This window comes from Parabacteroides caeci, from assembly GCF_023656795.1.
Classification (GTDB): domain Bacteria; phylum Bacteroidota; class Bacteroidia; order Bacteroidales; family Tannerellaceae; genus Parabacteroides; species Parabacteroides segnis.
Genome location: NZ_JAMOKT010000003.1, coordinates 59348 through 82430 on the forward strand (window position 1 = coordinate 59348; position 23083 = coordinate 82430).

Here is a 23083-nt window from a genome sequence, read left to right on the forward strand (position 1 = left end):
TAATTCTGTTTGTTCCGGCCTTTCCTCGTGCGCACTTCGGAGAGGCTTCATAAGGTAGACGGGAATCAAGAATAAGTTGTTACAAAGAAAGAGAAAAAAATTATCTTTTATCCTTGCTTTCCGCTATTTCAACGAAATAGACGCTCGAACAGATCAGTGCGATGGCGATCATCTGATACCAGCTGAAACGGTCCTGCCCGATGGAAAGGGAGACGATGGTGGCAACAATCAATATAATGTAGCCGTAGAGGGCAACCAGCGTAGTACTCAGATATTTCAGGCCTATCGGAATGAGTAGATAACTGATTGTGGTGGGGAAGATAAGGACAAACATCAGGACAAGGAAAGGCGTCCATTCGAAATGACTGAACAGATGGCCGTCGAAACCGGTAAAAGCCATCACGATCAGAGAGGAAACAGCTGCTCCGAGGAAACTATAGCGTAACATATTGAGTGAACTGACTTTTCCCAATACTACATTGCTTACGATCAGATAAGCAGCATAGGCTATAGAACTGATCAAACAGAGCATATTACCCGTAAAAGCATCGGAAGCCAAATCGTCGCTTTTCTGCGTCAGGATGCAGAGCAGTGCGCCGCCCAAGCCGATCGCGATACCGATTATCTTCATCGTCGTAATACGTTCCCGTAGGAAAATGACGGAAAGGATGAATACCCAAATCGGTTGCAGGCTGCTGAACAGCGAACTGGAGACCGGTGTTGTTTTGCTGACTCCAAGCAAATAAAAGAACATGAAACCATATAATCCGATCGCTCCCAGCAGGAACAGGGTTATCTTCTCCCGCCGGGTTGTTTTGTCCTGTTTCCAGAATATACTGATGATCCAGAACACAATGGCAGCGAATACACAACGAAACATAACTCCTGTCAGCGGAGCAATCCATAAGGGTAGGAGATATTTGAGGGCATTCGCATTCAAACCGCTGAAGGTTTTGGATACGATCATACTCAGGTTGGCTTCTGTCTTTTTATTCTTCATAAGCTTAGCGTTCTTTTATATTTTATCGTTAAACAGGAACGAATCCTGTTTGATATAAGCCCAAACAGCAGCAGCCAGTGCAATGATCATATTGAATATGAAGGCAAACTGTTGTGTTTCTATGTGGAGTATATCTTTGAATACATTTATAATAAACGGGCATAACAGGATAGCTAGATAATTCATAGCCATCACGAAAGCTAACGCCAGCGTTACTTTCGATGGAATAGCCGTGCGGGTCGTCTTGTCGTAAGCGATTGGCTGGATAACGCCATAGGCAAATCCGGTAAAGATACAGCCTAAGCCGATCAGCCATTCCGTTCTTGAAATCAGGATCAGTAGCATACCTAGAGCGATCGAGAGCAAACAATAGAATTTCGTCTTTTTGCCCAGGAGGTCGACGATCTGGTTCAAGATAAATCCCGGAGCCATGATAGCCAGGAAAAACAGCGAGATCATGATACCTGAATTACCGCTGGTGAAATGGTATTCTTTCATCAGGAAGGGCAGGTTGAAGCTGACTATGATGACCAAATAAGTTGCCAGCCCGTAGAACCCCATGATCTGCATCAGGTGTTTAACCTGTATGCCCAGTTTTCCGAATGCGGGATCAGCAGTAACAGTTTTGTCTTTTTCCGAAACTGTTGCATGGACGGGTAGGGGATCGATATTCTTTTTCAGATAGAACGACAGTACGATCGAGATCAACGGAAATAGATAAACCAGGAACGGCAGATGCCAGTTCACCTCCGCCAAATAACCGGTCAGGATGGTTGCCAGCACCAGTGTAACGTTGGTGATGGCAGAACTCAGACCGAACTGCTTTGTCCGGTATGCCCCGACGAAAAACCGTGAAATTAAGCCGGTCGATAGCGGAACAATCAATCCCGAACCGACGCCCAGCAAGGCGCTCACTGCAATCAGCTGCCACATCTTGGTTGACAGCAGATACAATACCCCGCTGACGGCGAAGATGCTCAATCCGATTTGTAACAACCAGATATTGTTGACCTTTTCCGTCAGCTTCCCCGATAATATAATAAAAGGTATAATCAGCAGCGAAGGCAGGGATGATAACATTTGTATATCCAGCTCCGTCGAGTGGGGGAATATGGCGGACAATTTTCCCAGGATAGGAGAGACTGCCAATCCCGGCAGCGCATTCAGCGCCGAAATCGACCATATACCTATTAATGTAATAAGGGGTATCGTCCCCTGTCCGGTTTTTATTCTCATAATTAAATAGCTGTTTTATAAGACAAAAAACAATTCTTATGGCTGAATGTTCATTTTAACAGAATTGTCATCTGCGTGCCATTAACGAACTTATTACTGTTTTCTCTCATTTTAAATAACATTGTTTTAATAAACCCCAAATATTCCCTCATTAACCAAAATCGAAGAACAATTCTTTTCAGAGGCTGTTTTTGCACTACAAATCGACGCACGAATGTCGGTTGCGCCAATTCTTAATAATTTAAAAACAAAAAGACATGAAAGATTCAAGTTTTAGAGAAGGTGATGCCAAAACCGCGATTTTTGGCTCGAATGCAATGTTGCATCCCGCTCCAGTAGATGTAATCCCTGATGGTCCGACCACTCCGGAGATTGCTTATCAGATGGTAAAAGACGAAACTTTCGCCCAGACACAGCCCCGTCTGAACCTGGCTACATTCGTTACCACCTGGATGGATGATTATGCAACAAAGTTGATGAACGAAGCAATCAACATCAACTATATCGACGAAACTGAGTATCCGCGTATTGCTGTGATGAATGCTAAATGTATCAACATCATGGCTAACCTGTGGAACAGCCCCGAACAGGCACAGTGGAAAGCCGGAGCCTTGGCTATCGGTTCTTCCGAAGCATGTATGTTGGGTGGTGTTGCAGCCTGGTTGCGTTGGCGTGAAAGAAGATTGGCTCAAGGCAAACCGACCGACAAACCTAACTTCGTTATTTCTGCCGGTTTTCAGGTAGTATGGGAAAAGTTCGCCCAGCTGTGGCAGATCGAAATGCGCCAGGTGCCCCTGACACAGGAACACATCACGCTCGACCCGCAGGAAGCCCTGAAGTATTGTGATGAAAACACCATCTGTATCGTCCCCATCCAGGGTGTTACCTGGACAGGTCTGAACGACGACGTGGAAGCATTGGACGCTGCACTCGACGCATATAATGCAAAGACAGGCTACGACATTCCTATCCATGTGGATGCCGCTTCCGGTGGTTTCATCCTGCCGTTCCTGAAACCGGAACTGAAATGGGACTTCCGCTTGAAATGGGTACTTTCCATCAGTACTTCCGGCCATAAATTCGGTCTGGTATATCCGGGTCTGGGTTGGGTTGTCTGGAAAGATAAAAAATACTTGCCGGGCTCCATGTCTTTCAGTGTAAATTATTTAGGTGCAAACATCACTCAGGTTGGTTTGAACTTCTCCCGTCCTGCCGCTCAGATTTTGGGACAATACTATCAGTTCATCCGTCTCGGATTCCAGGGTTACAAGGAAGTACAGCAGAACAGTATGGCTGTAGCCGACTACCTGCATGCTGAAATCGGCAAGATGGCTCCGTTCCAGAACTACAGTAAAGATGTTGTGAACCCATTGTTTATCTGGTATCTGAAACCGGAATATGCTAAGACTGCCAAATGGACACTGTACGATTTGCAGGATAAACTGAAACAGAGCGGATGGATGGTTCCGGCTTATACATTGCCTGAAAACCTCGAAAACTGGGTAGTTATGCGTATCGTTGTCCGTCAGGGCTTCAGCCGCGACATGGCAGACCTGTTGCTGGGCGACATCAGCAATGCGATCACCGACCTGGAAAAACTGGAATATCCGACCCCTACCCGTATCGCACAGGACAGACAACAGGCTGTAAAAGGCTCTGTCTTCACTCATACCGGCTGTCCTAAATCAACTAAATAATTTGTTTGGGTATGGATAAAAAGATTTCCGTTTCACAAATAAAAGAAGTGGCCCAGGAAGCCTATGAAATGTTCAAGACGAACACAGGCGGTAAGAATGCCGATTACATTCCTTATCTGGCAAATATAGATAAGAACTTGTTCGGTATCAGTATCTGCCTGATGGATGGGACACTTATCCAGTTGGGCGATTCCGAATATCGTTTCGGTATAGAATCCGTCTCAAAGGTACATACCGCTGTGTTGGCATTGCGCCAGTACGGTGCACAGAAATTGTTGGAAATGATTGGTGCCGATGCAACCGGACTACCTTTCAACTCCATCATGGCTATCCTGCTGGAGAAAGACCATCCGTCTACTCCGTTGGTCAATGCCGGTGCAATCACTGCCTGTAGTATGGTTCAGCCAATAGGCGACTCGGCTAAGAAATGGGATGCCATCGTTGCCAATATTACCGACCTTTGCGGCAGTGCGCCTCAGCTGATCGACGAATTGTACAAATCGGAATCGGCTACCAACTTCAACAACCGCTCCATTGCCTGGTTGCTGAAGAACTACAACCGTATCTACGATGACCCGGATATGTCGCTCGACCTGTATACCCGCCAGTGTTCGTTGGGAATCACAGCTGCCCAATTGTCTGTCTGCGGAGCAACGATTGCCAACGACGGCCTGAACCCGGTATCCAAAAAGCAGATATTCGACGGTTCATTGTCACCGAAGATTACTTCGCTGATTGCCACCGTAGGTTTCTACGAACATACCGGCGATTGGTTGTACACTTCCGGTATCCCTGCAAAAACAGGTGTAGGCGGTGGTGTGATGGGAGTGATGCCCGGCCTGTTCGGTATCTCAGCCTTTGCCCCTCCAATTGACAGCGCGGGTAATTCTGTAAAAGCACAATTGGCCATCAAATATATAATGAATAAACTGGGTCTGTCCATTTTCAATGGCGACCGGGTTACAATAACTGAATAACAAACAGTTTATTCTTTTAATTGGCAAGCCTCTTCGCCCCTCGTTCAAAGGGCGGGAGGCTTGTTTTATATGAATAGAATGCGTTTTGTAGATTTCGTTATTTAGGTTTAATAAATCCTATCGGGTTACGGGGTTTATTGGACAGTTTGTTTTGTACCTGCAATTCTGCTAATGTTTTATTTATCAATTCCAGTTGTATACGGGTATCTTCGTTTATATCGTTGTAATCAATAAATACTTCTTCAATGTATTCTTTTAGTTCTTTCAATTCATGTTGAAGTTCCTGTACTTTATTTGCAGGAGTATCAATTATTAATTGTCGGATAGCAACAAAAGCACGTGTTATCAGAATACTTGTTTGTACAGCGATATTACTGCGAAGTACACTTGACAGCATTACTACACCATGTTCGGTAAAAACAAATGGAATAGCTGATTTTGGGCGTTTGGTATGTGATGTCATCACAATTTGTGATGACATATTCTCCCATTCCTGACTTGTTAATTGAAACATGAAATCTTCGGGAAATCGATCTATATTACGCTTTACTGCTTGATTTAATACGCGTGTTTCGACTTGATACAATTCAGCCAGGTCGCTATCGATCATGACTTTACGTCCTCTTATTTCATAAATCTTGTTTTGGATTAATTGGAATTCTTCTTTGTTTTTCATAATTAATATATTTTGATTATTAAACTATACCAACAAAGGTATAATTTTCAATTAATATACAATACGGTTTAATTCAGATTCTTTCTATAGTTACTATTATTATGCTTATGACAACAACCTTCTTCACCTACGCCGATGCGTTGGTGAAACGTAAACGCAAGGCGGGCAAATATTCGACCGCCGATCTTTACCGCGCTTCCTCCAACTGGTTGCTGCGGTTTTGGGGGACCGACAAACTTTCGTTTGACGCGATAACCCCTGGTATGATAGACCGGTTTTATGACTGGCTTCTGGCACTGGGACATCTGAAAACAAATTCGGTGAACAGTTACCTCAGCAGTTTCCGTGCTATCTATCACACTGCTGTCCGTGAGGAACTGGCGCCGGCCGACCGCCTCTCGCCTTTTGCCCACCTCAACCTGCGGCAGGAGGAAACGGCCAAACGCGCCCTCCGTATTCAGACAATGGAAGAAATTGCTCGGATGGACCTCTCTGCCGAACCGGAATTACAGGCAGCGAAGGACTTCGCTCTTTTCTCCTTCCTTGCCTGCGGGATGCCGTTCATCGATTTGGCACACCTTACCCGCGATAATATTGTCGATAATGAACTGGTCTACAACCGTTGCAAGACGGGGGTTCTGGTGCGTGTCGGTATTACTCCCGGCATGCAACGGCTATTTGATAAATATGTATTGTCCGACAGCCGCTATCTTTTTCCTGTGTTGCCCGAAAAGGCGGAAGGCGAACGGCTACATGAGGCCTATAAACAGGCATTGCACCATTACAACGGTTGTCTGGTGGAGATTGGATTGCGCCTTTCCGTCCCGGTTTGCCTCACCTCGTACGTCTTTCGGCATACCTGGGCGACGGCAGCTTTGTACAACGACACACCGGTAGCCATCATCAGCCAGGCACTCGGACATACATCGGAGCGGACGACACGTCACTATCTGGCTGCACTCGATCAGTCGAGACTCAATTCAGCCAATGAGATTATTACAAAAGGATTGGATGTCCTGGTAGGAGTGAGGGTGTAACCTTATTTGTGAAATAAGGGTGTTTTGTCCCGTTTGATACAAGCTGTGAAAAACAAAGTTTATACTAGTGTGGGGACGGGGCAAATATAGGGATTTTATTTAAACAAGGACAAACTTATCTGCTTATAATTAAGTGGGTGGGGGACAATTTAGGCAAAAAGGTGAGATTCAGGCAGTTTTTGGTGAGATATGGACATAGCGGGGCGGAGGGTATCTTTTCCCCTCTTGAGAGGGGGCAGGGGGTGTGTTAATACTCTAAATAAAGACTATCCAGATAGAAAATCACAGATAAAACAGTTAAATATCCGCGTCAATCTATGTAGTTCGTGCTTTAGTACAACAATTTACACACCCCCTACCCCCTCTCGAGAGGGGAGGAAGTTACTCTCTGTTATGATAATCATAAGATAAACTGATACCTTATTTCACAAATAAGGTTACTGATCACACAGGTAACGCCTTGTCCAACCAACAGGCTTAATTATTTATTATTATGGCTGAAAAAATCATTTTGACTGCCGATCTTTACGACAACGCCGTCACGGAGCGAAAAGGCGATTACACAGCGAAGCCCCGTATTACAGGAACAGTACGAAACCATCAGATTGCCGAACGCATCCTGGCAAGAGGTTCTGAATTGCGATTGGATACAATCGAGTATATCCTGGGCATGGGCGATCAGGAAAAGGTAACGGCTATTGCCGAAGGTAAAAGCGTTGTTGACGGTGTAGGCCAGTACATGGCGAACCTCACAGGTCCTTTCGAAGGTGAAAAAGCAGCTTTCGACCCTTCTAAAAACAAACTCACCGCCAGTTATGTACCCGGTAAATTACTGCGTGACACATTGAAAAACGTAGTGATTGAAACCCGCCCTGCTGTCACGGGCCCAATCATCAATTCGATTACCGATTCTACCACCGGCGAAATGAATACCCAACTCACTTCTTCCGCCCCTGCCGTTATCAGCGGCTCTAATATCAAAGTGGCAGGTGATGATGCCAGCATAGGTATTTTCTTTACAAAAACAGGCGGTACTGCACAGAAATGTCCGTTGCTAGTTCATAACAATCCTTCTGAACTAACCGTCATGATGCCAACCCTCGAAGATGGCGAATACACGTTGAGTATCGTTACCCAATACGGGTCAAGCAACAAGCTGGTGAAAGAACCTCGTACTTATCTATTTCCGGTATTGCTCTATGTTGGTAGTCAGCCATCAGGCGGTGGCGGCGATCGTCCTGAAATAGAATAACAATGTATCGGCTCGTCCTCTTTAGCGACTATGGCTAGCTAGCATTGGCGATACAATCTCGCTAACGGTAGCGACTTTCATTCGCCAACTCCAGCTAGCCTTACTCGCCAACGTTGGTGAGTCGATGCGCCTAAAATATGTTAAATGTAAATAAACATACACGTAGATTATGAATATGTACAAGAATTTGATTGGTTTCTTATTTATTCTTTTGGTCTCTTTTTTGGGGACATCATGTTCTGACGATGAGGATAACGATTATGGAAATGAAAAAGATGGATATGCTTTAAAAATAGCAGAAGGACATTCTTTTCAATTCTATAATAGTAAGTCTAAATTGATTTTTAAGGTAGCTATCTCACAAGGTGATATTATTGCTGTAATTAATAATGGTGCTATTCCTTATGGTGAATCGACGTTTGATTATACAAAAACAGGAGATAATAAGGCTGAATGTTGGGTTTCAATAAGGTATCAATTTCCTTTAGGTGATTATATCAGTTATGGTGGGTATATAGGACGTGTAGAAATGGTTTTTACAGGTCCTCAAAAAGGTACCTATCGTATATACGATATTACAACTGACGAATATAAATCATCAGGTGCATTCACGATTGATGATAACGCTATTTAATAATCTAATTTTTATTGTCATCACTGAGTAATCAAACGCTACAACATTTATATAAGTTGTAGCATAATAATTCTATAAAAATGAGAAAGTGTAAATTCTATTTTATTGCGTCGTTTTTTATGTCTTTAGTTATTTCTTTGCTATCATGTAGTAAAGATGATGAAGGTAATAATAAACATGAAAATACATATGACGAGTCTCTTTTAGTCGGTAATTGGGTTTTAACTCATGTTATTTATGAAGATGATGAAGAATATGAAGAAGATCATTACAGCACATCTGAAGAATACGATATTATAAATTTTCAGGAAGATGGTTATTGCCGTAATTTTTGTGACTCTTGGGATGATTCCGGTCGCTGGAAGTTGAGCGGAGATGCTTTAACCCTTTTCTATTATGGTGAAGGCAGAAGGACTGTAACTATAACAGAATTAAGTTCGTCTGTACTTTCTTTTGAAGACCATGGTATTTTTTCTGATGGCAGTATGGAATATACTTACATTATGACCTATCGAAAAGTCAAATCAGTATCCACTCCTGTAGATCCGGATAAACCTGTAGATCCGGATGATCCCGATACCCCCGATGATCCGGTTACTCCCGATGTGCCTAATATTCCATCTGCTACAATAAAATCAAAGATATATGAAGTTTATGAGGATAAAATTATTGTTGATTTTACTTTAGATAAGGAATATATTTCTAAAATGAGACAAATGGGATATTGTTGGAGTACAAAACCGAATCCGACAGTTTTTGATTCGACAGAAGGTAGTACCTTGAATCCAAATAAAGAATCTGGTAGAGTAACATGTGAACTTAAAGAGGCTGCTGGTACTACTTATTATATTCGTGCTTACGCTCTAGTGGGATCTGAATTTGTTTATTTTGATGAGATGAAGGTTCAGAGTGTGGGAAGAGATATAAAATTATCGGCTTATTATTCCAAAGATAAAGATAAGATAGCTGTGGATTATAATATAACGAGAAACGATGTTTTTACATTATACTTTTATGCTCCTCTTACTTCTGGTTTCGGACGAGTAGTAAATGATGATTTGGGTATATTAGGTAAAGAAAAGGGAACGAAATATGTTATTAATTATTCCTGTTACTATTATTATGCTTATTTGGAAGATGTTTTAACAGGGATAAGGTATTGCTCTAATATTGTATATAAACATGAATAAATGATACACAACCCTAGGTATCGTTTGTATTAATCATTGCTATAATAGGGTATAGCATAATAAATTTCAAACAAATGAAAAAGCATGTATTTACATTTATGACATTCTTTGTAGTGTGTATGACCTTAATGATGGTTTCTTGTAGTGATGATGATAAAGAACTGAGTGAGGAAATATTGGTTGGAAAATGGGTAATGATTCGTTATGAATGTGAGGACAATACTGGTGATAAAGAAATTAAGAAATATTCAATTTCTGATGAATATGATATTGTTGAACTATACGAAGATGGTACATGTCATAATTATTGTAAGCTAATTGATGAATCAATTTATCATTGGGATAATTATGGAAAATGGATATTGAAAGATGACAAACTTACTTTATTATATTGGGGATTTGGTGAAGAGTATGAAGTTCAAATAATTGAGCTATCATCATCGCTTTTTACGATTGAACACTCTTTTATTGATGATAAAGGACCGGAAACTCTTTTGGGAACGGAAACGTTCACTTACCAAAAAATTGATTAATATGAAACCCCGCTGGTTTTATATTATTAAACCAGCGGGTAAATTATCTCTTTTTAATCTGAAGTTAATTTAATGGCTTTCCCTTTCTCAGTAAGGTAATATCTCTGTTTGGGATGATTTGGCTTTGGATATTTAGGTGCAATTAGTTCGGCTTGCAATGCTGGGTTCAGATAATGTTTGCGGAAATAAGTGCGATGATTAAGTGAAAGTCTTTCCATTATTTCAGTAACCAATAATGTTTCTTGACCAATAATAGATAATAGTGATTTAACTTGGTCACTAACTTGGTCACTAACTTGGTCACTAACTTGGTTACTAACTTGGTCACTAACTTGGTTAGCATATCGGAATATAACCCACACGAAATTACCGTTTGTATGAAATTCAGGTTCCGGAAGTTCTACTCTTTTGCATTCGTTTATCATTAGTCCGATGCCACGTCCCCAACTTTCCAGTACTTTTCTTTTATATAGAACATCTGCGATCAATGGATTTTGAGGTTCGGAACGATGTTCGGATTTTAGATTCTCTATGCTTATATCTGTAGGGAAAGTACCTATGTTTTCTATTTCTATACGGTCATCATAAATAGCAATTCCGACAGATCCGCCCGGAGAATGGTATTGCCTGTGACAAAGAGCGTTGATAATACCTTCTCTTAAAGCTTTCACCGGAACATTTAATTCTTCTACCCGTTCTACACTATTTATCTTTCCGGATAAAGATAAATGTTTGAAAAAGAATGCCATTGCAGCATCTAGTAGTTTGAAAATATTACCGTATATGCGTTGATTGTCAATAAATTCATCTTTGTTTATACCTCTAAATCGAGCCATTCTCAATAGGCATTGTGGATAGTTGGAGGTATCATCAGCAAACAACACTGCTGCAGCGTTTTTTAGTTGCCCATTTTTAGACAGTTTTAATTTCTCCAAAATAATAGTTATATCTGTCAGTGCTGTAGATTCCGGTAATCGACCACTTTCAATGCCTAATCGTACAGTTTTTAAAATCTCGTCTTTATCAAGGTCTTCTTGTTTTAAGTCTTCATTTATTAACGCTTCCCAGCCAAAACGAACCTCATCGCGTTGCATGAGTAATTGATTGTATGTCGACTGGGACATTGTAGAAGTCGTACTTTCTATTCGTATATATGGACGACCTTTGTAGGTAAATGGGCGGGTATATCTTTGTTCTTCAACATGGATAACTATGATTTTCTTTTCAGAATTATCGGGTAGTGGAATATAACTTATTTCAACAGCTGCTAAAGGTTCAAGTCGTTGAAGCGCATCTGCAACTATGCGTTTAGTTTGATCGCTGACTTCCTGCCCGATAATTTTTCCTTTGTCTGTAACTCCGAATAGAATAGTTCCGCCTTTTCCATTTAAGAAGGCACATAAAGTCTCCATTGCCCGTTCTAATTGTCCGGTTGTTTCCTTAAACTCTATTTGCCCGGTTTCTGTTTGGCTAACTAATTCCCTGATATTCTCGAGTGTTAATATTTCCATGTTTGTGTATTTCATATTCTAATCATTATAAAATGATTGATTTAAGTTGATTACAAAGATAACTTTTATAGTGAAGCGGGCTTGTTTTCTATGATGTTATTTTCCCCCCTTCCGCAGGTTTCGATGCCGTCTGTTTTGCTGCTTCCGGTTGCGGCGTATTATCTTCATTATATAATTCATTCTTCCGTTTATTCGCGTTCTGTACGAGACTGGTTACATAAACGGTGAAGATCGGGAACATCATCATTCCCAGTGCAGCCAGCAGAACCGATAGTATCCGTCCTGTCGGTGTGACGGCGTAAATATTTGAGCCAACTGTCGTAACGTCCATAAAGGCCCACCAAAGAGCATCATCATAACCGGTGACCTGCGGATTTACCTTATGTTCGATCACGAAGAATATCAGGCTGGAGAAATAAACCGTTGCCAGCAACATGGTCAGGTAGGATACGAATAGTCCTGAAGCCTTGTTTGAAGATAGCCATCCTACTACGATAGCCAGTGCATATCCGCTGCGTGCCAACGGGATAAAACGCAGGAAATAGGTGATTTCCGGGGAGAATTCAATTCCGTAATAACTGATAATATTAAGATAAGGAATAGATACGATTAAGAAAATAAAGTGGGTTTGCAGATAATATAATTTACGTTTTGATAAGAAAAACTCCAAAACGAAATCGGCAATAAAGAACATGCAGATCCAGAACTGTATCTTCAGATAGGAACCCTGTGTCATGAAAGGGATGTTCTTAAATGTATCGACTGAGATGACTACAATAAGGAAAAGGGAGAGTAGCAAAATAATAACATGCAAGACTCCGTATATTCCTCTTTTCTCGTAAATAATGTCATTGAAAGCAGACTTCATTGCGTTTAATAATTAGGCGTTTAGACAGAAATATTTTAGATTATCTAACAAAGGATACCGCGATTTTGTTTTTAACACTATTCTGTTAATTAACCTAGTTTGACATCTTGTTGACAAACTAACACAATAACGATTTGTTTTACTGACATATTTAAAGCGAAACTAAACAATACAAAATTCACATTTAAACAGTAAAATTCATGGCAAATGTAGGAAAAGCAGTAAAACTTGGAGTTTTTACTCTTGCAATTATGAATGTTACGGCGGTAGTGTCTCTCCGCGGACTACCTGCCGAGGCTGTATACGGATTAAGTTCAGCCTTTTATTACTTATTCGCGGCAATCGTATTTTTGATCCCTACGTCGCTGGTGGCAGCCGAGTTGGCAGCTATGTTCCAGGATAAACAAGGTGGGGTTTTCCGATGGGTGGGGGAAGCCTACGGTAAGAAATGGGGGTTCCTCGCTATCTGGGTACAATGGATTGAAAGTACGATCTGGTATCCTACCGTGTTGACCTTCGGTGCTGTTTCCATCGCCTTTATCGGGATGAATGATGCGCATGATATGACACTGGCTTCAAACAAAATGTACACGCTGGCTGTGGTATTGATCATTTACTGGCTGGCTACTTTTATTTCGTTGAAGGGGTTAAGTTGGGTTGGTAAGGTTGCTAAAGTGGGTGGTATTGTCGGTACGATCCTTCCGGCTGCCCTGTTGATCATCCTCGGAATCGTTTACCTGTCTATGGGCGGTCATTCAAACATGGACTTCCATGGTGATTTCTTCCCTGATTTCTCTAAATTCGACAACCTGGTGCTGGCCTCCAGTATCTTCCTGTTTTATGCAGGTATGGAGATGGGAGGTATCCACGTAAAGGATGTGGAAAATCCCTCTAAGAACTATCCGAAAGCCGTATTTATCGGGGCGTTGATCACTGTTCTTATCTTCGTATTAGGTACTTTCTCTCTGGGTGTTATTATTCCTCAGAAAGATATCAACCTGACACAGAGTCTGCTGGTCGGTTTCGACAATTACTTTAAATTCTTATCAATTTGATGGATTAATTTGAAAGACAAACGCTTATGGAAGTTCTGAAAAGTCTAAGGTAACGATTTGGAGATTGTGCTAATTTCAGTACTTTACAGTCTCATACTTATGAACAACTTTTATAGGACAAAGATACTATTTTTTTTGAATAAGAGAATAATTTCACAGGAAAAATAGAAATTTTATGGGGAAGTGTTCTGATAGCATGTCGTTGTAGATTGTAGGGAGGGGATGTAAAACGGCAGGCACATAGAATTTCCGATATTCAGAAAGCCGTATTCCCAAAATAGAGATTATTTTTGAAAGAATCACATAATCCGCTAAGAATAAAAGTTTATGCGGATCATCAAAAAACGAGGTAACGAGTTGGCAACCGTTCTGGTTTCTACATACTTGCATCAATTGCGTTGATGTGCAACTCACTTTATGTAAAGGTACGATTTTTTACGGAACATGCAAAACACCTTTGATTTTTCTTTTTTAGCAACCGTCAAAAACAATCTTTCGGTTTCATATCCCGGTCACAAAGGCGGTACAGTCTCTTTATGGAAAGTAAACAAAGGTCAGGCAGGATTGAAACAGACTGTTACGAGAACAGTCAGAAAAGGATTGCATACAGGAATTACAGTCTGATACCGGGCAGGGGACGACTTTGTGCCAAAGTCCAAAAAGAGGTTCTTTTTCCAGACGGCAAACTCCCTCACCTCTAAAAAACAGTCTGTGGCTGGCGCACGCAAACGTCCAGCCTTTATGCGGACAGTCTTAATGCCCGCAGCCTGTACAAGTGCGTAAAAAACAGGTAAATGGAATCTTCATCCGCTTCCCCGCGCCTTGCCGACACTCCTATATTCCCGTTCCAACACCTGCTCGATCTCGCTCCTCTTGTACAAGACCTTGCCACCAAGTACATAGTAAGGCAGCGTGCCGTTGCTCCGATACTCGCCCAATGTCCTGCGGCTGACTTTCAGCATACACGCCACCTCACTGTCGCACAGGTACACGTCTTCTTTTGGCGGAACCGCGCCATCTCCGAAAATGCCGTCAATCATCGCCGACAGCCGGTCGATACGCTCGTGGATGGACTGCATCCACGCATCGTCTTTCGTTTTCAATTCATTAAACATTATATAGATTAATTTGTTATATGACTCATTTTGTGACTGATTCTGAAGTTGTGTAATCCACAAGCAATAAGAATCACCATATCTTCGAAACCGAATTTATGGCATCTGAATCGTTCTTTGACAATACGGCATTTTTTCATACCACCTATGGCATGCTCCACTTTAATCCTAACTCCGGAAATCCGCTTGTTCTCTTGTTTTTCAACACAAGTAAGCTCTTTCCCTTTAGGTTTCTTTTTGGGCATGCATATTTCAACTCCATCCGGTTTGTGTCCGATGAAACCTGTATCCTGCCAGAGCCTAATACCTTTGGGAAGTAGAAGAGGTTCTTCATCACAAATCTTTTTGTCATGGACATGACCTTTGTATGTGGAGCTCAACCATACAATCCGAAGATTGTTAGTACATAACAGGTTATTCTTTATGCTATGAGTTTTTTTTACCACTATAGCATGCAGACTGCCAGTCTTCATCCAAAGGACGCTGAATAGGTCGCTCGGTTCCGTCCAACAAGACTTCTTCGCACCCTTGAAGAATGTGTATCAGACGTTTGGAGTTACGGTCAGGCAATTCACCAAGCGTTTTCAATGTACGCCGGAGAATCTCAGAAAGAAGGTGAATCCATCTATTGGCCTGGGGCTGGGTCATCTCAAACTGAATAGCATGGAGTTCCTGAAGGGGATTGGTCTTCAGATATACCAATATGAAGAACATTTTGTCCTGAATCAGAGACAACACTGTTGTAAGATATACGTTGGCGCACTTTACCTTCCAAGGTAAAATGGCTGTAATATTCATCCCAATGGTACTTGAAAGTTATTAGCAAAGCGTCAAACTCAGCAGGAGTTAATCCTGTCGCAGCAAGCACTTGGCTATGACGGTGGCGAATCTTGTCGTAATACATCAATTGAACTTTTTAGATCACAAAGATAAATCAAAGAACGCTTTAATCAATTATTCGATATAAACTCTATTATACATACTGCTCATTTGTCTTTTGTTGATACTTCAGTTCAATTCCTTCAAATGGTGTGCCCCCTGTAGCGTGCATCCTTGCGTCTGTCCTCCACTTTCGTGACGATACGCTCCACGTCTTCCGGCAGGTAATAGGTACGGTTGCCTATCTTGGTATAGGCGAGCGTGCCGTTATCCCGCAAGGTCTGCAAGGTGCGCTTGCTGATTTTCAGCTTCAGGCAGACATCCTGGTGGTCGAGCCAGCCAGCCGTCCTCTTCACGCCTTTCAAATCCAGATGGGGATTCCCTCCACCCTATGTATGAACCGTTCGATTTTCATGGCAAATTCCTCGAACGCCTTCCTTTCAAAACATACGGTTTCCATAACAATCCGATTTTATGTTGATACTTCAAATTCATACCATCCGGAGAAACGGTCACTCGTGGTGCCGGTATAACAGCGCATGGAAGAATTTAATCTGAAAACTGACCGTGCAGATGTTATTGTTCCCGCCGCTGAGATATTTCTGATAATTGCAGGTATTGTCAAAGCTGAGTATATCCATGTTCCGGTCATTGGCTTAGCAGATGGTATTATTGACAATTTGTATGCCATATACCTGAAAACGGAATAAAAGGAATTGTGCATAGCTGTTTTAACTAGGGGATATTCAGTAAATCCTATAAAATTAGCCAACTAATTCATACTAAAAGTATTGCGAATTAGTTGGCTTTTTGTATCTTTAGGTATTTCCCCTAAAATTTTGAAGAACGATTGACAAATGCTTCAGCGGAGTCGTTCAATGCTAAAATCAAAGCTCTTCGAAGCCAGTTTAGAGGGGTGGCTGATCTGAAATTCTTCATGTTCAGACTGGCTAGGCTATACGCTTAAAGGAAAGCTTGCCAACCGGAAAAATCCGCTGCCCCTGGAAAAAGCAGCATAGCCAAAAGAAAATATAGCAGAACTGTAAAATATAAAAGAGTTTGTGCCAACGTTTTGACACAAACTTAGCAGATTACTATTCAGCTGATACCTATTCTGAAAGATGTAAACAACTTGTTTCTTAGATAGCCTTATAAATATTCTACTACTTATTACAGTTCATTTAGAAATGTTATTCTCACTTTTATTCCTCCGCTTTTTCACTTGCTCCACTGCTTCAGATATGATTCCCTTGTTTTCAAAACGCTGCGTGTAATTAGTGTAATCCGGGTGAATACGTTCGTAAGTTGGGTCAGTGAATAAGGGACTCGTAATAATGTGGTCCGCAGTCGAACGGTTACAGCAGAAAACAATATTTTCAACTCCAGCCAGTCTGGTCAATGCTTTCACATCCGTATCATGCGGCTGTAGTGTCATCGGATCTGTAAAAAAGAACAGATAGTCTATTTCTCCTTCTACGATCCGCGAACCAATTTGCTGGTCACCTCCTAAAGGACCAGATTTCAGGATTGTGATATCCCATTTGATTTCAGGATGTTTTTCTTCAAGGGCTTTTTTAATTAGTGTACCGGTTGTACCCGTACAATAGAATTTATGTCCTATCAGACGTTCCGAGTTCCAGAGAACCCACTCTATCATGTCTTTTTTCATTGCATCGTGTGCAACAAGTCCAATTCTACGAACAATTGTTTCCATAAAGCTAAATTATTTTATTTTTATATGATAATTATAATAACAAAAAAACTAATTCTATTGAAGGCCGGAGGATGACCGGATAAATCTGAGCAATTCTTTGTTTGCCTGGCTATCCATGACGGTTTCCCGTTTTTCTTCAAAAAGATTGAGTGTTGTGGAGCATTCCCCACAGATGTCAATGCCTACTACCTGTTCTTTCTGAAGAATAACAGCCAGCAGTTTCTCCAATTCCCATAAGCTGAGAGAACCTTGATCCCAGTTTGTTGCTGCCGAAGCCGGATTCAAGACATCCTTGTCTATGGAAATGTAAACCGGTCCGTTGATATGTCCGGAAGAAAAGTTCTGCCAACCCTCTTCGTGCATGAGCGTAGTTTCACTGTAAAACCGAACTTGTCTTTCATATCCTTTCGGCACAGCCTGTATCAGTTTGTCTGAAGAACCTACGATAATTACTTTCTTGCAGTTGTTGTTATGGTCCAATATATCCTTTACCCAACTTCCGCAAGAAAGTATGTTGTCAAACAACGGTGGCTGCATATCGGGATGGTGGTCGAACACAATCAGCGAAAACGGAGTTTCAAGTTTGTCTGTCCAGAATTTAGTCAAATAATGATAATTGCCTGAATCGATGAAATGGACTCCCTCCGCCGGATAATCAGCAATCATCCCCTTCAAAGCCAAAGCCCCCTCCCTGTCACAGTAGCCATCTGTACCATAAAGATGACGACAATCCAGCCATATAAATTTATTGTTCCGGGCAAACGCCTCGTAGTCATACACTCCCGTGAAGTTCATGATGATGATCGGCCATGCTATCCGTTTATCTGTTTTTTGATTTTGCCCGCTCATACGTTGTTTTTGCATATCCTTTTACTGTTCATTAAAACCATCGTACATAACAGAAATCTTGTCGGTGAGGTAACAAAGCATTCTTGGGATACATACGGAAGGCCTGCTTGAAGCTTCCAGCGTTGAAAATGCCGGATGTCGCCTTAAAGGTATATAAATTCCCATTCTTGGAAACCGGCAAAAGGGGAATAACCTCATATATGTGATCCTGACCGTCTTCACGCCTGATAATGACCGATTCTATTCCGATTGCGTCATCCAGGCCTTTCTCATCAACGACAACCGTCACCTCATATTCCTTTCCGGCTTCAACCGTGGCATTCAGCCCATTCCCTGCCTCTATGGATTTGATTTCTATGGCATCCCATCTGCTTCGGACGTTTGCTTTCCAGTCAGCCATCATTTTCGCCTTCGCAAAGTTGTCGGCTGCCAGAATGTGGAAATGCTCTGACAGTTTGTTATAGAACCTGTCATAGTAGTCGTCCAACTGTCTTTTCATGGTAAAATGGGGAGCGATTTGTGCGATTGAGTTCTTGATATACTTGACCCAGTCTTCCGAATAGTTCTTCCCCCCATGCTCGTAATACAGTGGCAGGATGTCATGCTCCAACAAATAATAGATGGCTTCGGCATCCAGCTGGTTTTGGTACTGTTCATTCTGATAAGTCCTTTTATCAGTCAGTGCCCATCCAGCATCCTTACGGTATCCTTCATACCACCAACCGTCCAGCACGGAGAAATTAAGCACACCGTTCATCAATGCCTTCTCGCCCGACGTACCCGAAGCTTCTGCCAACCGCGTAGGGGTGTTCATCCAAATATCCACCCCCGAGATAAGATGGCGTGCCAGGTCCATGTCGTAATTCTCCAAGAATATGATTTTACCTAAAAATTCCGGACGCCGGGATATTTCCACGATTTGCTTGATCAGCCCCTGCCCGGCACCGTCATTGGGATGGGCTTTGCCTGCAAAGATGAACTGTACCGGATATTTCGGATTATTCACAATCCTGGCAAGTCGGTCTATATCCGTGAACAGAAGATGAGCCCTCTTATATGTAGCAAAACGGCGTCCGAAGCCTATTAGAAGAGCATCGGGATTGAATCTCTCAAAAATGGAAACGCTCAATGCCGGATCAATCTGAGTCCTGAGCCAGTCCTTGCTGCATTTGCTTTTGATATAGTCCAGCAATTTTGCTTTCTGTTTTAACCGGGTATTCCATATCTCTTCATCCGGGATGCCATAGACGGCCTCCCAGATTTTCTGATTGGACTGGTCGCAGAAAAAATTCTCATCAAAATTGTCCTTGAAAAGCTTTTTCCATTCTGCCGCACACCAGGTAGGCAGATGTACCCCGTTGGTTACATAACCCACATGGTTCTCTTCCGGGAAGTATCCCTTCCAGATCGGCGCAAACATTTGCTGGGATACCGATTTATGCAACTTGCTGACACCGTTTACCTCCTGGCAGGTCTTGCAGGCGAAGACAGACATGCAGAAACGTTCCTCCTTGTCTCCCGGATTGTGACGCCCGAGATCCATCAGGTTATCCCAGGTTATACCCAACTTGCCAGGATATCCCTTCATATATTTATTGAAAAGCCCTTCGTCAAAATAATCATGACCAGCGGGTACGGGAGTATGTACGGTATAAAGTGAGGAAGCACGTACCAGCTCCATGGCCTGCCCGAAATTCAAGCCGCCATTTATGTAATCACAAAGCCGCTGGATATTGATCAGTGCGGCATGCCCCTCATTACAGTGATATACATCTTTCGTTATACCTAAAGCTCTCAGCGTTATCATCCCGCCTATGCCAAGCAGTATTTCCTGTTTTAGCCGATTCTCCCAGTCGCCTCCATACAGATGGTGAGTGATAGGGCGGTCAAACTCACTGTTGAGTTCATTGTCCGTATCCAGCAGATAAAGGGGAATACGCCCCACACTGGCTTTCCAAACATTGGCATGTACCACAAAACTGTCGGCATAGGGGACGTGGATTACCAGTTGTTTCCCATCCGGTTGCATTACCTTTTCAATCGGGAGCTGCCCGAAATTCTGCGCTTTATAATTGACTGTCTGCTGGCCGTCCATGGAAAGCGACTGGTCAAAATAACCGTAACGGTACAAAAGTCCTATGGCACAAAGGTCCACATTGCTGTCCGACGCCTCTTTCAGGTAATCCCCCGCCAACATTCCCAAACCGCCGGAATATATCTTAAGGACTTCATCCAAGCCGTATTCCATGCTGAAATAAGCTATTGACGGGCGCTGGTGATCCGGTTCCACATCTACGTATTTTTTGAAGGCGGAATAGACGGCATCCATTTTATAGACAAAGTTCTCATCATGTGCCAGCGCTACAAGCTTCTCATAATTTATCCGCTCCAGAAACAATACCGGATTCTGTTCCACCTCTTTCCAAAGTTCCGAATCCAAATCACAATACAGTTTCTTTGCGTCATCATTCCATGTCCACCAGAGATTATGTGCGATTTCTGCAAGTTTTCGCAGTTCTGCAGGAAGATGTGAACCTACTGTAATCTCCCTCCACTGAGGGGTATTTACATTATAACTTGAATATTCCATGACATTTTAATTAAATAAGTCCTAATCTTTATTCAGTCCTTTTATTATTTTTCGTTTACCGACAATCCATACCGTATCATTCTCCTTGAAAATTGTATCAGGGTCTGGATTCATAATATTCACGGTACTCCTCTCTATTCCGATAATGATGCTATCCGATATGTCTGCCTCCCGGATCGTCTTTCCGATCAATGGTGAACCTCCTTCGACAGGAAATTGCCCTATTTCCATCTCATCCTGCGAGGATGTTCCGTTCCCGTTCCTTTCTACCTTCTTTTGCTCCATGGATGTCCGGAAGCTTTCCAACTGTCGGTCCGTACCTACGACCGTAACCTTGTCATATGGATAGAGATGTTCTTCCCCTTGTGGTATATCTAGGCGTTTTTCTCCACGGGTGATTGAAATCACATTTATCTGAAACAAGGTGCGCAAGCTGCTTTCTTTTAATGTTCTGCCCACATATATGGAATCAGGGGATACTGTGAAATCCGCCAAATGTAATTCCTTGAACGGGATATTGCTGCCAAAGGTGGAGCCTGTATCACTTTCTGTAGAAAGTCCATTCCCGTCCGTCCCCTGAAAGTTTGCCATAAATTGTCTCTCTATAGTCAGCGACCGTTTCTTGATCCGCTTGGAAAAATAAATGACGGCAATGATAATGGAAGAGACTACCAACCCGGCTCCCAAGGCAACATTGAAAAGATGGGTAATGATACTCATCATGATAATCGTGCAGATCAGTATTTTGACAAGTACTATTGATACCAAAGGCCCTCTGTTGAACTTGTTGTCCGTCCAGAGTTTACGGAACTCGGTTGAATTGTTCCTTTTCATGATGATGGCCCATAGAAACGGGGATATGACAAGAAAGATGATGATGAAGCCCAACAAGTTCCCTTCCATTCCCGGCAGACTTTTCCTAATCAAAGGATGCACATAGGAAAAATATAAAGTGATGAAAAAAACGCATACGACCAGATAGAGTGTGACAGACACCAGCATAGACCGGATCAGTTTATGCCAAGTACCCTGGTGTTTTACAGTCATTGCCCCGGACGTATAGTGTACGAGATAATCTTTCAGGGATTCAGGCATGTGGATGTCTATAAACCGGTATGCTGGTTCCGAAAGCCATATCATATAGGGGGTAAGAAAAGTCGTTATGACAGATACTGCCACTATGACCGGATAGAGATACTTGTCCGTAACATTCAGACTGACGCCTAAAGATGCGATGATGAATGCGAATTCACCGACCTGTGTCAGTGAAAAGCCGGACTGTATGGCAATTTTCAACGGCTGGCCGGAAAGCAAGACACCAAAGCTCCCGAACAGTACCTGACCGGACAGTACTAGCAATGTCAGGATGAGAATAGGGACGGCATATTCCCACATCATGGCAGGATCGATCATCATTCCTACCGACACGAAAAATATGGAAGCGAACAGGTCTTTTACCGGCTGTACGATATGTACGATTTTTTCCGCTTCAACGGTCTCTGCCAGCAGGGACCCCATGACAAAGGCTCCCAATGCGGCAGAAAATCCCGCTTTTGTCGCAATCATCACCATTCCCAGGCAAAGTCCCAGAGAGGTTATCAATAAAATCTCGTTGCTGGTGAAACGGCGTATCTTCTTCAGCAGGGTAGGTATCAGATAGATACCCAATGCCGACCAGAAAATCAGGAAAGCGGCCAGCTTCAATATACTTTCCAGCATCTCCTTCCCTTCAAAATGTTTGCCTACCGCCAACGTGGAAAGAACAACCATCATCACTACAGCCACCAGATCTTCGATAACAAGAATCCCCAAGACAATGCCAGTGAATTTCTGTTGGAGAAGTCCCATGTCATTGAAGGCCTTGAATACGATGGCCGTGGACGACATGGACAACATTCCACCCAGAAAAATACTGCTCATGTGGGAGAACCCCATTGCATTCCCCGCTGTATAACCTATGAACATCATGCCACATACAATAGTGACAGTGGCAACGATAGCCGTAATGCCCACATTTATCAATTTCTTGAACGAAAAGTCCAGTCCCATCGCGAACAGCAGAAAAATGACACCGATGTCCGCCCATATTTTGATATTGGCAGGATCGGAAACAGTCGGGACCAGAGAAACGGAAGGACCCGCCATAATACCGGCTACAATGTAGCCCAATATGACCGGTTGCTTCAGCCACTTGAAAATGACGGTTACAATACCGGCAATAATCAGAATTATGGCAAGATCCGATATTAAAGGAGCAACTTCTGACATAT

Annotated in this window: 19 protein-coding genes and 4 pseudogenes; 10 read left to right on the forward strand and 13 right to left on the reverse strand. The window is 42.5% G+C overall.

From position 1 onward, the window contains the following. Window positions 1–100 precede the first annotated feature (100 nt). Window positions 101–1000, reverse strand: coding sequence for a DMT family transporter (locus NBH15_RS02255; protein WP_250821903.1), 900 nt, complete (start codon window positions 998–1000; stop codon window positions 101–103). A 15-nt stretch (window positions 1001–1015) separates the two neighbouring features. Further along, window positions 1016–2236 carry an MFS transporter gene (locus tag NBH15_RS02260; RefSeq protein WP_128134918.1) on the reverse strand — a complete coding sequence of 407 codons (1221 nt, stop codon included), beginning with the start codon at window positions 2234–2236 and terminating at the stop codon, window positions 1016–1018. Window positions 2237–2493: 257 nt separating this feature from the next. Between NBH15_RS02260 and gad the strand changes: the two genes are divergently transcribed. Both gad and glsA read left to right on the forward strand, forming a co-directional pair. Further along, window positions 2494–3933 (forward strand): glutamate decarboxylase, encoded by a 1440-nt coding sequence (gene gad, locus NBH15_RS02265; RefSeq protein ID WP_250821904.1) that lies wholly within the window; start codon window positions 2494–2496, stop codon window positions 3931–3933. An 11-nt stretch (window positions 3934–3944) separates the two neighbouring features. After that, the gene (glsA, locus tag NBH15_RS02270) at window positions 3945–4910 is read left to right on the forward strand and encodes a glutaminase A (protein ID WP_009860470.1); all 966 of its coding nucleotides are present in this window, start codon (window positions 3945–3947) and stop codon (window positions 4908–4910) included. Window positions 4911–5007: 97 nt separating this feature from the next. Here the strand turns inward: glsA and NBH15_RS02275 are convergent, their stop codons facing one another. Beyond that, window positions 5008–5586 (reverse strand): ORF6N domain-containing protein, encoded by a 579-nt coding sequence (locus NBH15_RS02275; protein WP_128134920.1) that lies wholly within the window; start codon window positions 5584–5586, stop codon window positions 5008–5010. A 101-nt stretch (window positions 5587–5687) separates the two neighbouring features. On the opposite strand from NBH15_RS02275, the gene NBH15_RS02280 reads away from it, so the two are divergent. The 5 genes from NBH15_RS02280 (at window position 5688) to NBH15_RS02300 (ending at window position 10232) form a co-directional block, all read left to right on the forward strand. Then, entirely contained in the window at window positions 5688–6623 is a 936-nt protein-coding gene (locus NBH15_RS02280; RefSeq protein WP_244050494.1) for a tyrosine-type recombinase/integrase, read from the forward strand. Between the two features lie 493 nt (window positions 6624–7116). Next, complete coding sequence (locus NBH15_RS02285; RefSeq protein ID WP_128134921.1) at window positions 7117–7875, forward strand: DUF4469 domain-containing protein; 759 nt, start codon at window positions 7117–7119, stop codon at window positions 7873–7875. A gap of 169 nt (window positions 7876–8044) precedes the next feature. Continuing rightward, the gene (locus NBH15_RS02290; protein WP_128134922.1) at window positions 8045–8509 is read left to right on the forward strand and encodes a hypothetical protein; all 465 of its coding nucleotides are present in this window, start codon (window positions 8045–8047) and stop codon (window positions 8507–8509) included. Between the two features lie 80 nt (window positions 8510–8589). Beyond that, window positions 8590–9699, forward strand: coding sequence for a lipocalin family protein (locus tag NBH15_RS02295; protein WP_128134923.1), 1110 nt, complete (start codon window positions 8590–8592; stop codon window positions 9697–9699). A gap of 74 nt (window positions 9700–9773) precedes the next feature. Next, window positions 9774–10232 (forward strand): lipocalin-like domain-containing protein, encoded by a 459-nt coding sequence (locus NBH15_RS02300; RefSeq protein WP_128134924.1) that lies wholly within the window; start codon window positions 9774–9776, stop codon window positions 10230–10232. Between the two features lie 53 nt (window positions 10233–10285). Here NBH15_RS02300 and NBH15_RS02305 read toward each other — a convergent pair whose 3' ends face one another. Together NBH15_RS02305 and NBH15_RS02310 are read right to left on the reverse strand one after the other, a co-directional pair. Then, window positions 10286–11743, reverse strand: coding sequence for an RNA-binding domain-containing protein (locus NBH15_RS02305; protein WP_350472259.1), 1458 nt, complete (start codon window positions 11741–11743; stop codon window positions 10286–10288). Between the two features lie 88 nt (window positions 11744–11831). Next, window positions 11832–12611, reverse strand: a complete 780-nt coding sequence (locus tag NBH15_RS02310) for a potassium channel family protein (protein ID WP_009860472.1) — start codon at window positions 12609–12611, stop codon at window positions 11832–11834. A gap of 200 nt (window positions 12612–12811) precedes the next feature. On the opposite strand from NBH15_RS02310, the pseudogene NBH15_RS02315 reads away from it, so the two are divergent. Continuing rightward, window positions 12812–13657 (forward strand): annotated as a pseudogene (locus NBH15_RS02315) (amino acid permease); the annotation flags it as partial. A gap of 812 nt (window positions 13658–14469) precedes the next feature. On the opposite strand, the gene NBH15_RS02320 reads toward NBH15_RS02315, so the two are convergent. From NBH15_RS02320 to NBH15_RS29300, 4 genes and pseudogenes are all read right to left on the reverse strand, one after another. Further along, entirely contained in the window at window positions 14470–14781 is a 312-nt protein-coding gene (locus NBH15_RS02320) for a helix-turn-helix domain-containing protein (protein WP_004295270.1), read from the reverse strand. 8 nt (window positions 14782–14789) lie between these two features. Continuing rightward, window positions 14790–15254, reverse strand: a complete 465-nt coding sequence (locus NBH15_RS29295) for an IS5 family transposase (RefSeq protein ID WP_005650024.1) — start codon at window positions 15252–15254, stop codon at window positions 14790–14792. Then, the gene (locus tag NBH15_RS02330; protein WP_005641938.1) at window positions 15208–15579 is read right to left on the reverse strand and encodes a helix-turn-helix domain-containing protein; all 372 of its coding nucleotides are present in this window, start codon (window positions 15577–15579) and stop codon (window positions 15208–15210) included. Before NBH15_RS02330 ends, NBH15_RS29295 begins: the two co-directional genes overlap by 47 nt. 224 nt (window positions 15580–15803) lie before the next feature. Further along, a pseudogene (locus tag NBH15_RS29300) lies at window positions 15804–16120 on the reverse strand (helix-turn-helix domain-containing protein). A 73-nt stretch (window positions 16121–16193) separates the two neighbouring features. On the opposite strand from NBH15_RS29300, the pseudogene NBH15_RS02340 reads away from it, so the two are divergent. Continuing rightward, window positions 16194–16370, forward strand: a pseudogene (locus tag NBH15_RS02340) (Ppx/GppA family phosphatase); the annotation flags it as partial. A 128-nt stretch (window positions 16371–16498) separates the two neighbouring features. Then, window positions 16499–16627 (forward strand): annotated as a pseudogene (locus NBH15_RS02345) (transposase); the annotation flags it as partial. Window positions 16628–16837: 210 nt separating this feature from the next. Here the strand turns inward: NBH15_RS02345 and NBH15_RS02350 are convergent. From NBH15_RS02350 to NBH15_RS02365, 4 genes are read right to left on the reverse strand one after another with little or no spacing between them, the layout of a single operon-like run. Continuing rightward, window positions 16838–17374 (reverse strand): methylglyoxal synthase, encoded by a 537-nt coding sequence (locus tag NBH15_RS02350; RefSeq protein ID WP_004295275.1) that lies wholly within the window; start codon window positions 17372–17374, stop codon window positions 16838–16840. Between the two features lie 54 nt (window positions 17375–17428). Then, the gene (locus NBH15_RS02355) at window positions 17429–18238 is read right to left on the reverse strand and encodes an arginase family protein (protein WP_004295276.1); all 810 of its coding nucleotides are present in this window, start codon (window positions 18236–18238) and stop codon (window positions 17429–17431) included. Window positions 18239–18254: 16 nt separating this feature from the next. Next, window positions 18255–20813, reverse strand: a complete 2559-nt coding sequence (gene glgP / locus NBH15_RS02360) for an alpha-glucan family phosphorylase (RefSeq protein ID WP_008765332.1) — start codon at window positions 20811–20813, stop codon at window positions 18255–18257. 21 nt (window positions 20814–20834) lie between these two features. Continuing rightward, entirely contained in the window at window positions 20835–23081 is a 2247-nt protein-coding gene (locus NBH15_RS02365; protein WP_008765333.1) for a cation:proton antiporter domain-containing protein, read from the reverse strand. Between the last annotated feature and the right edge of the window lie 2 nt (window positions 23082–23083).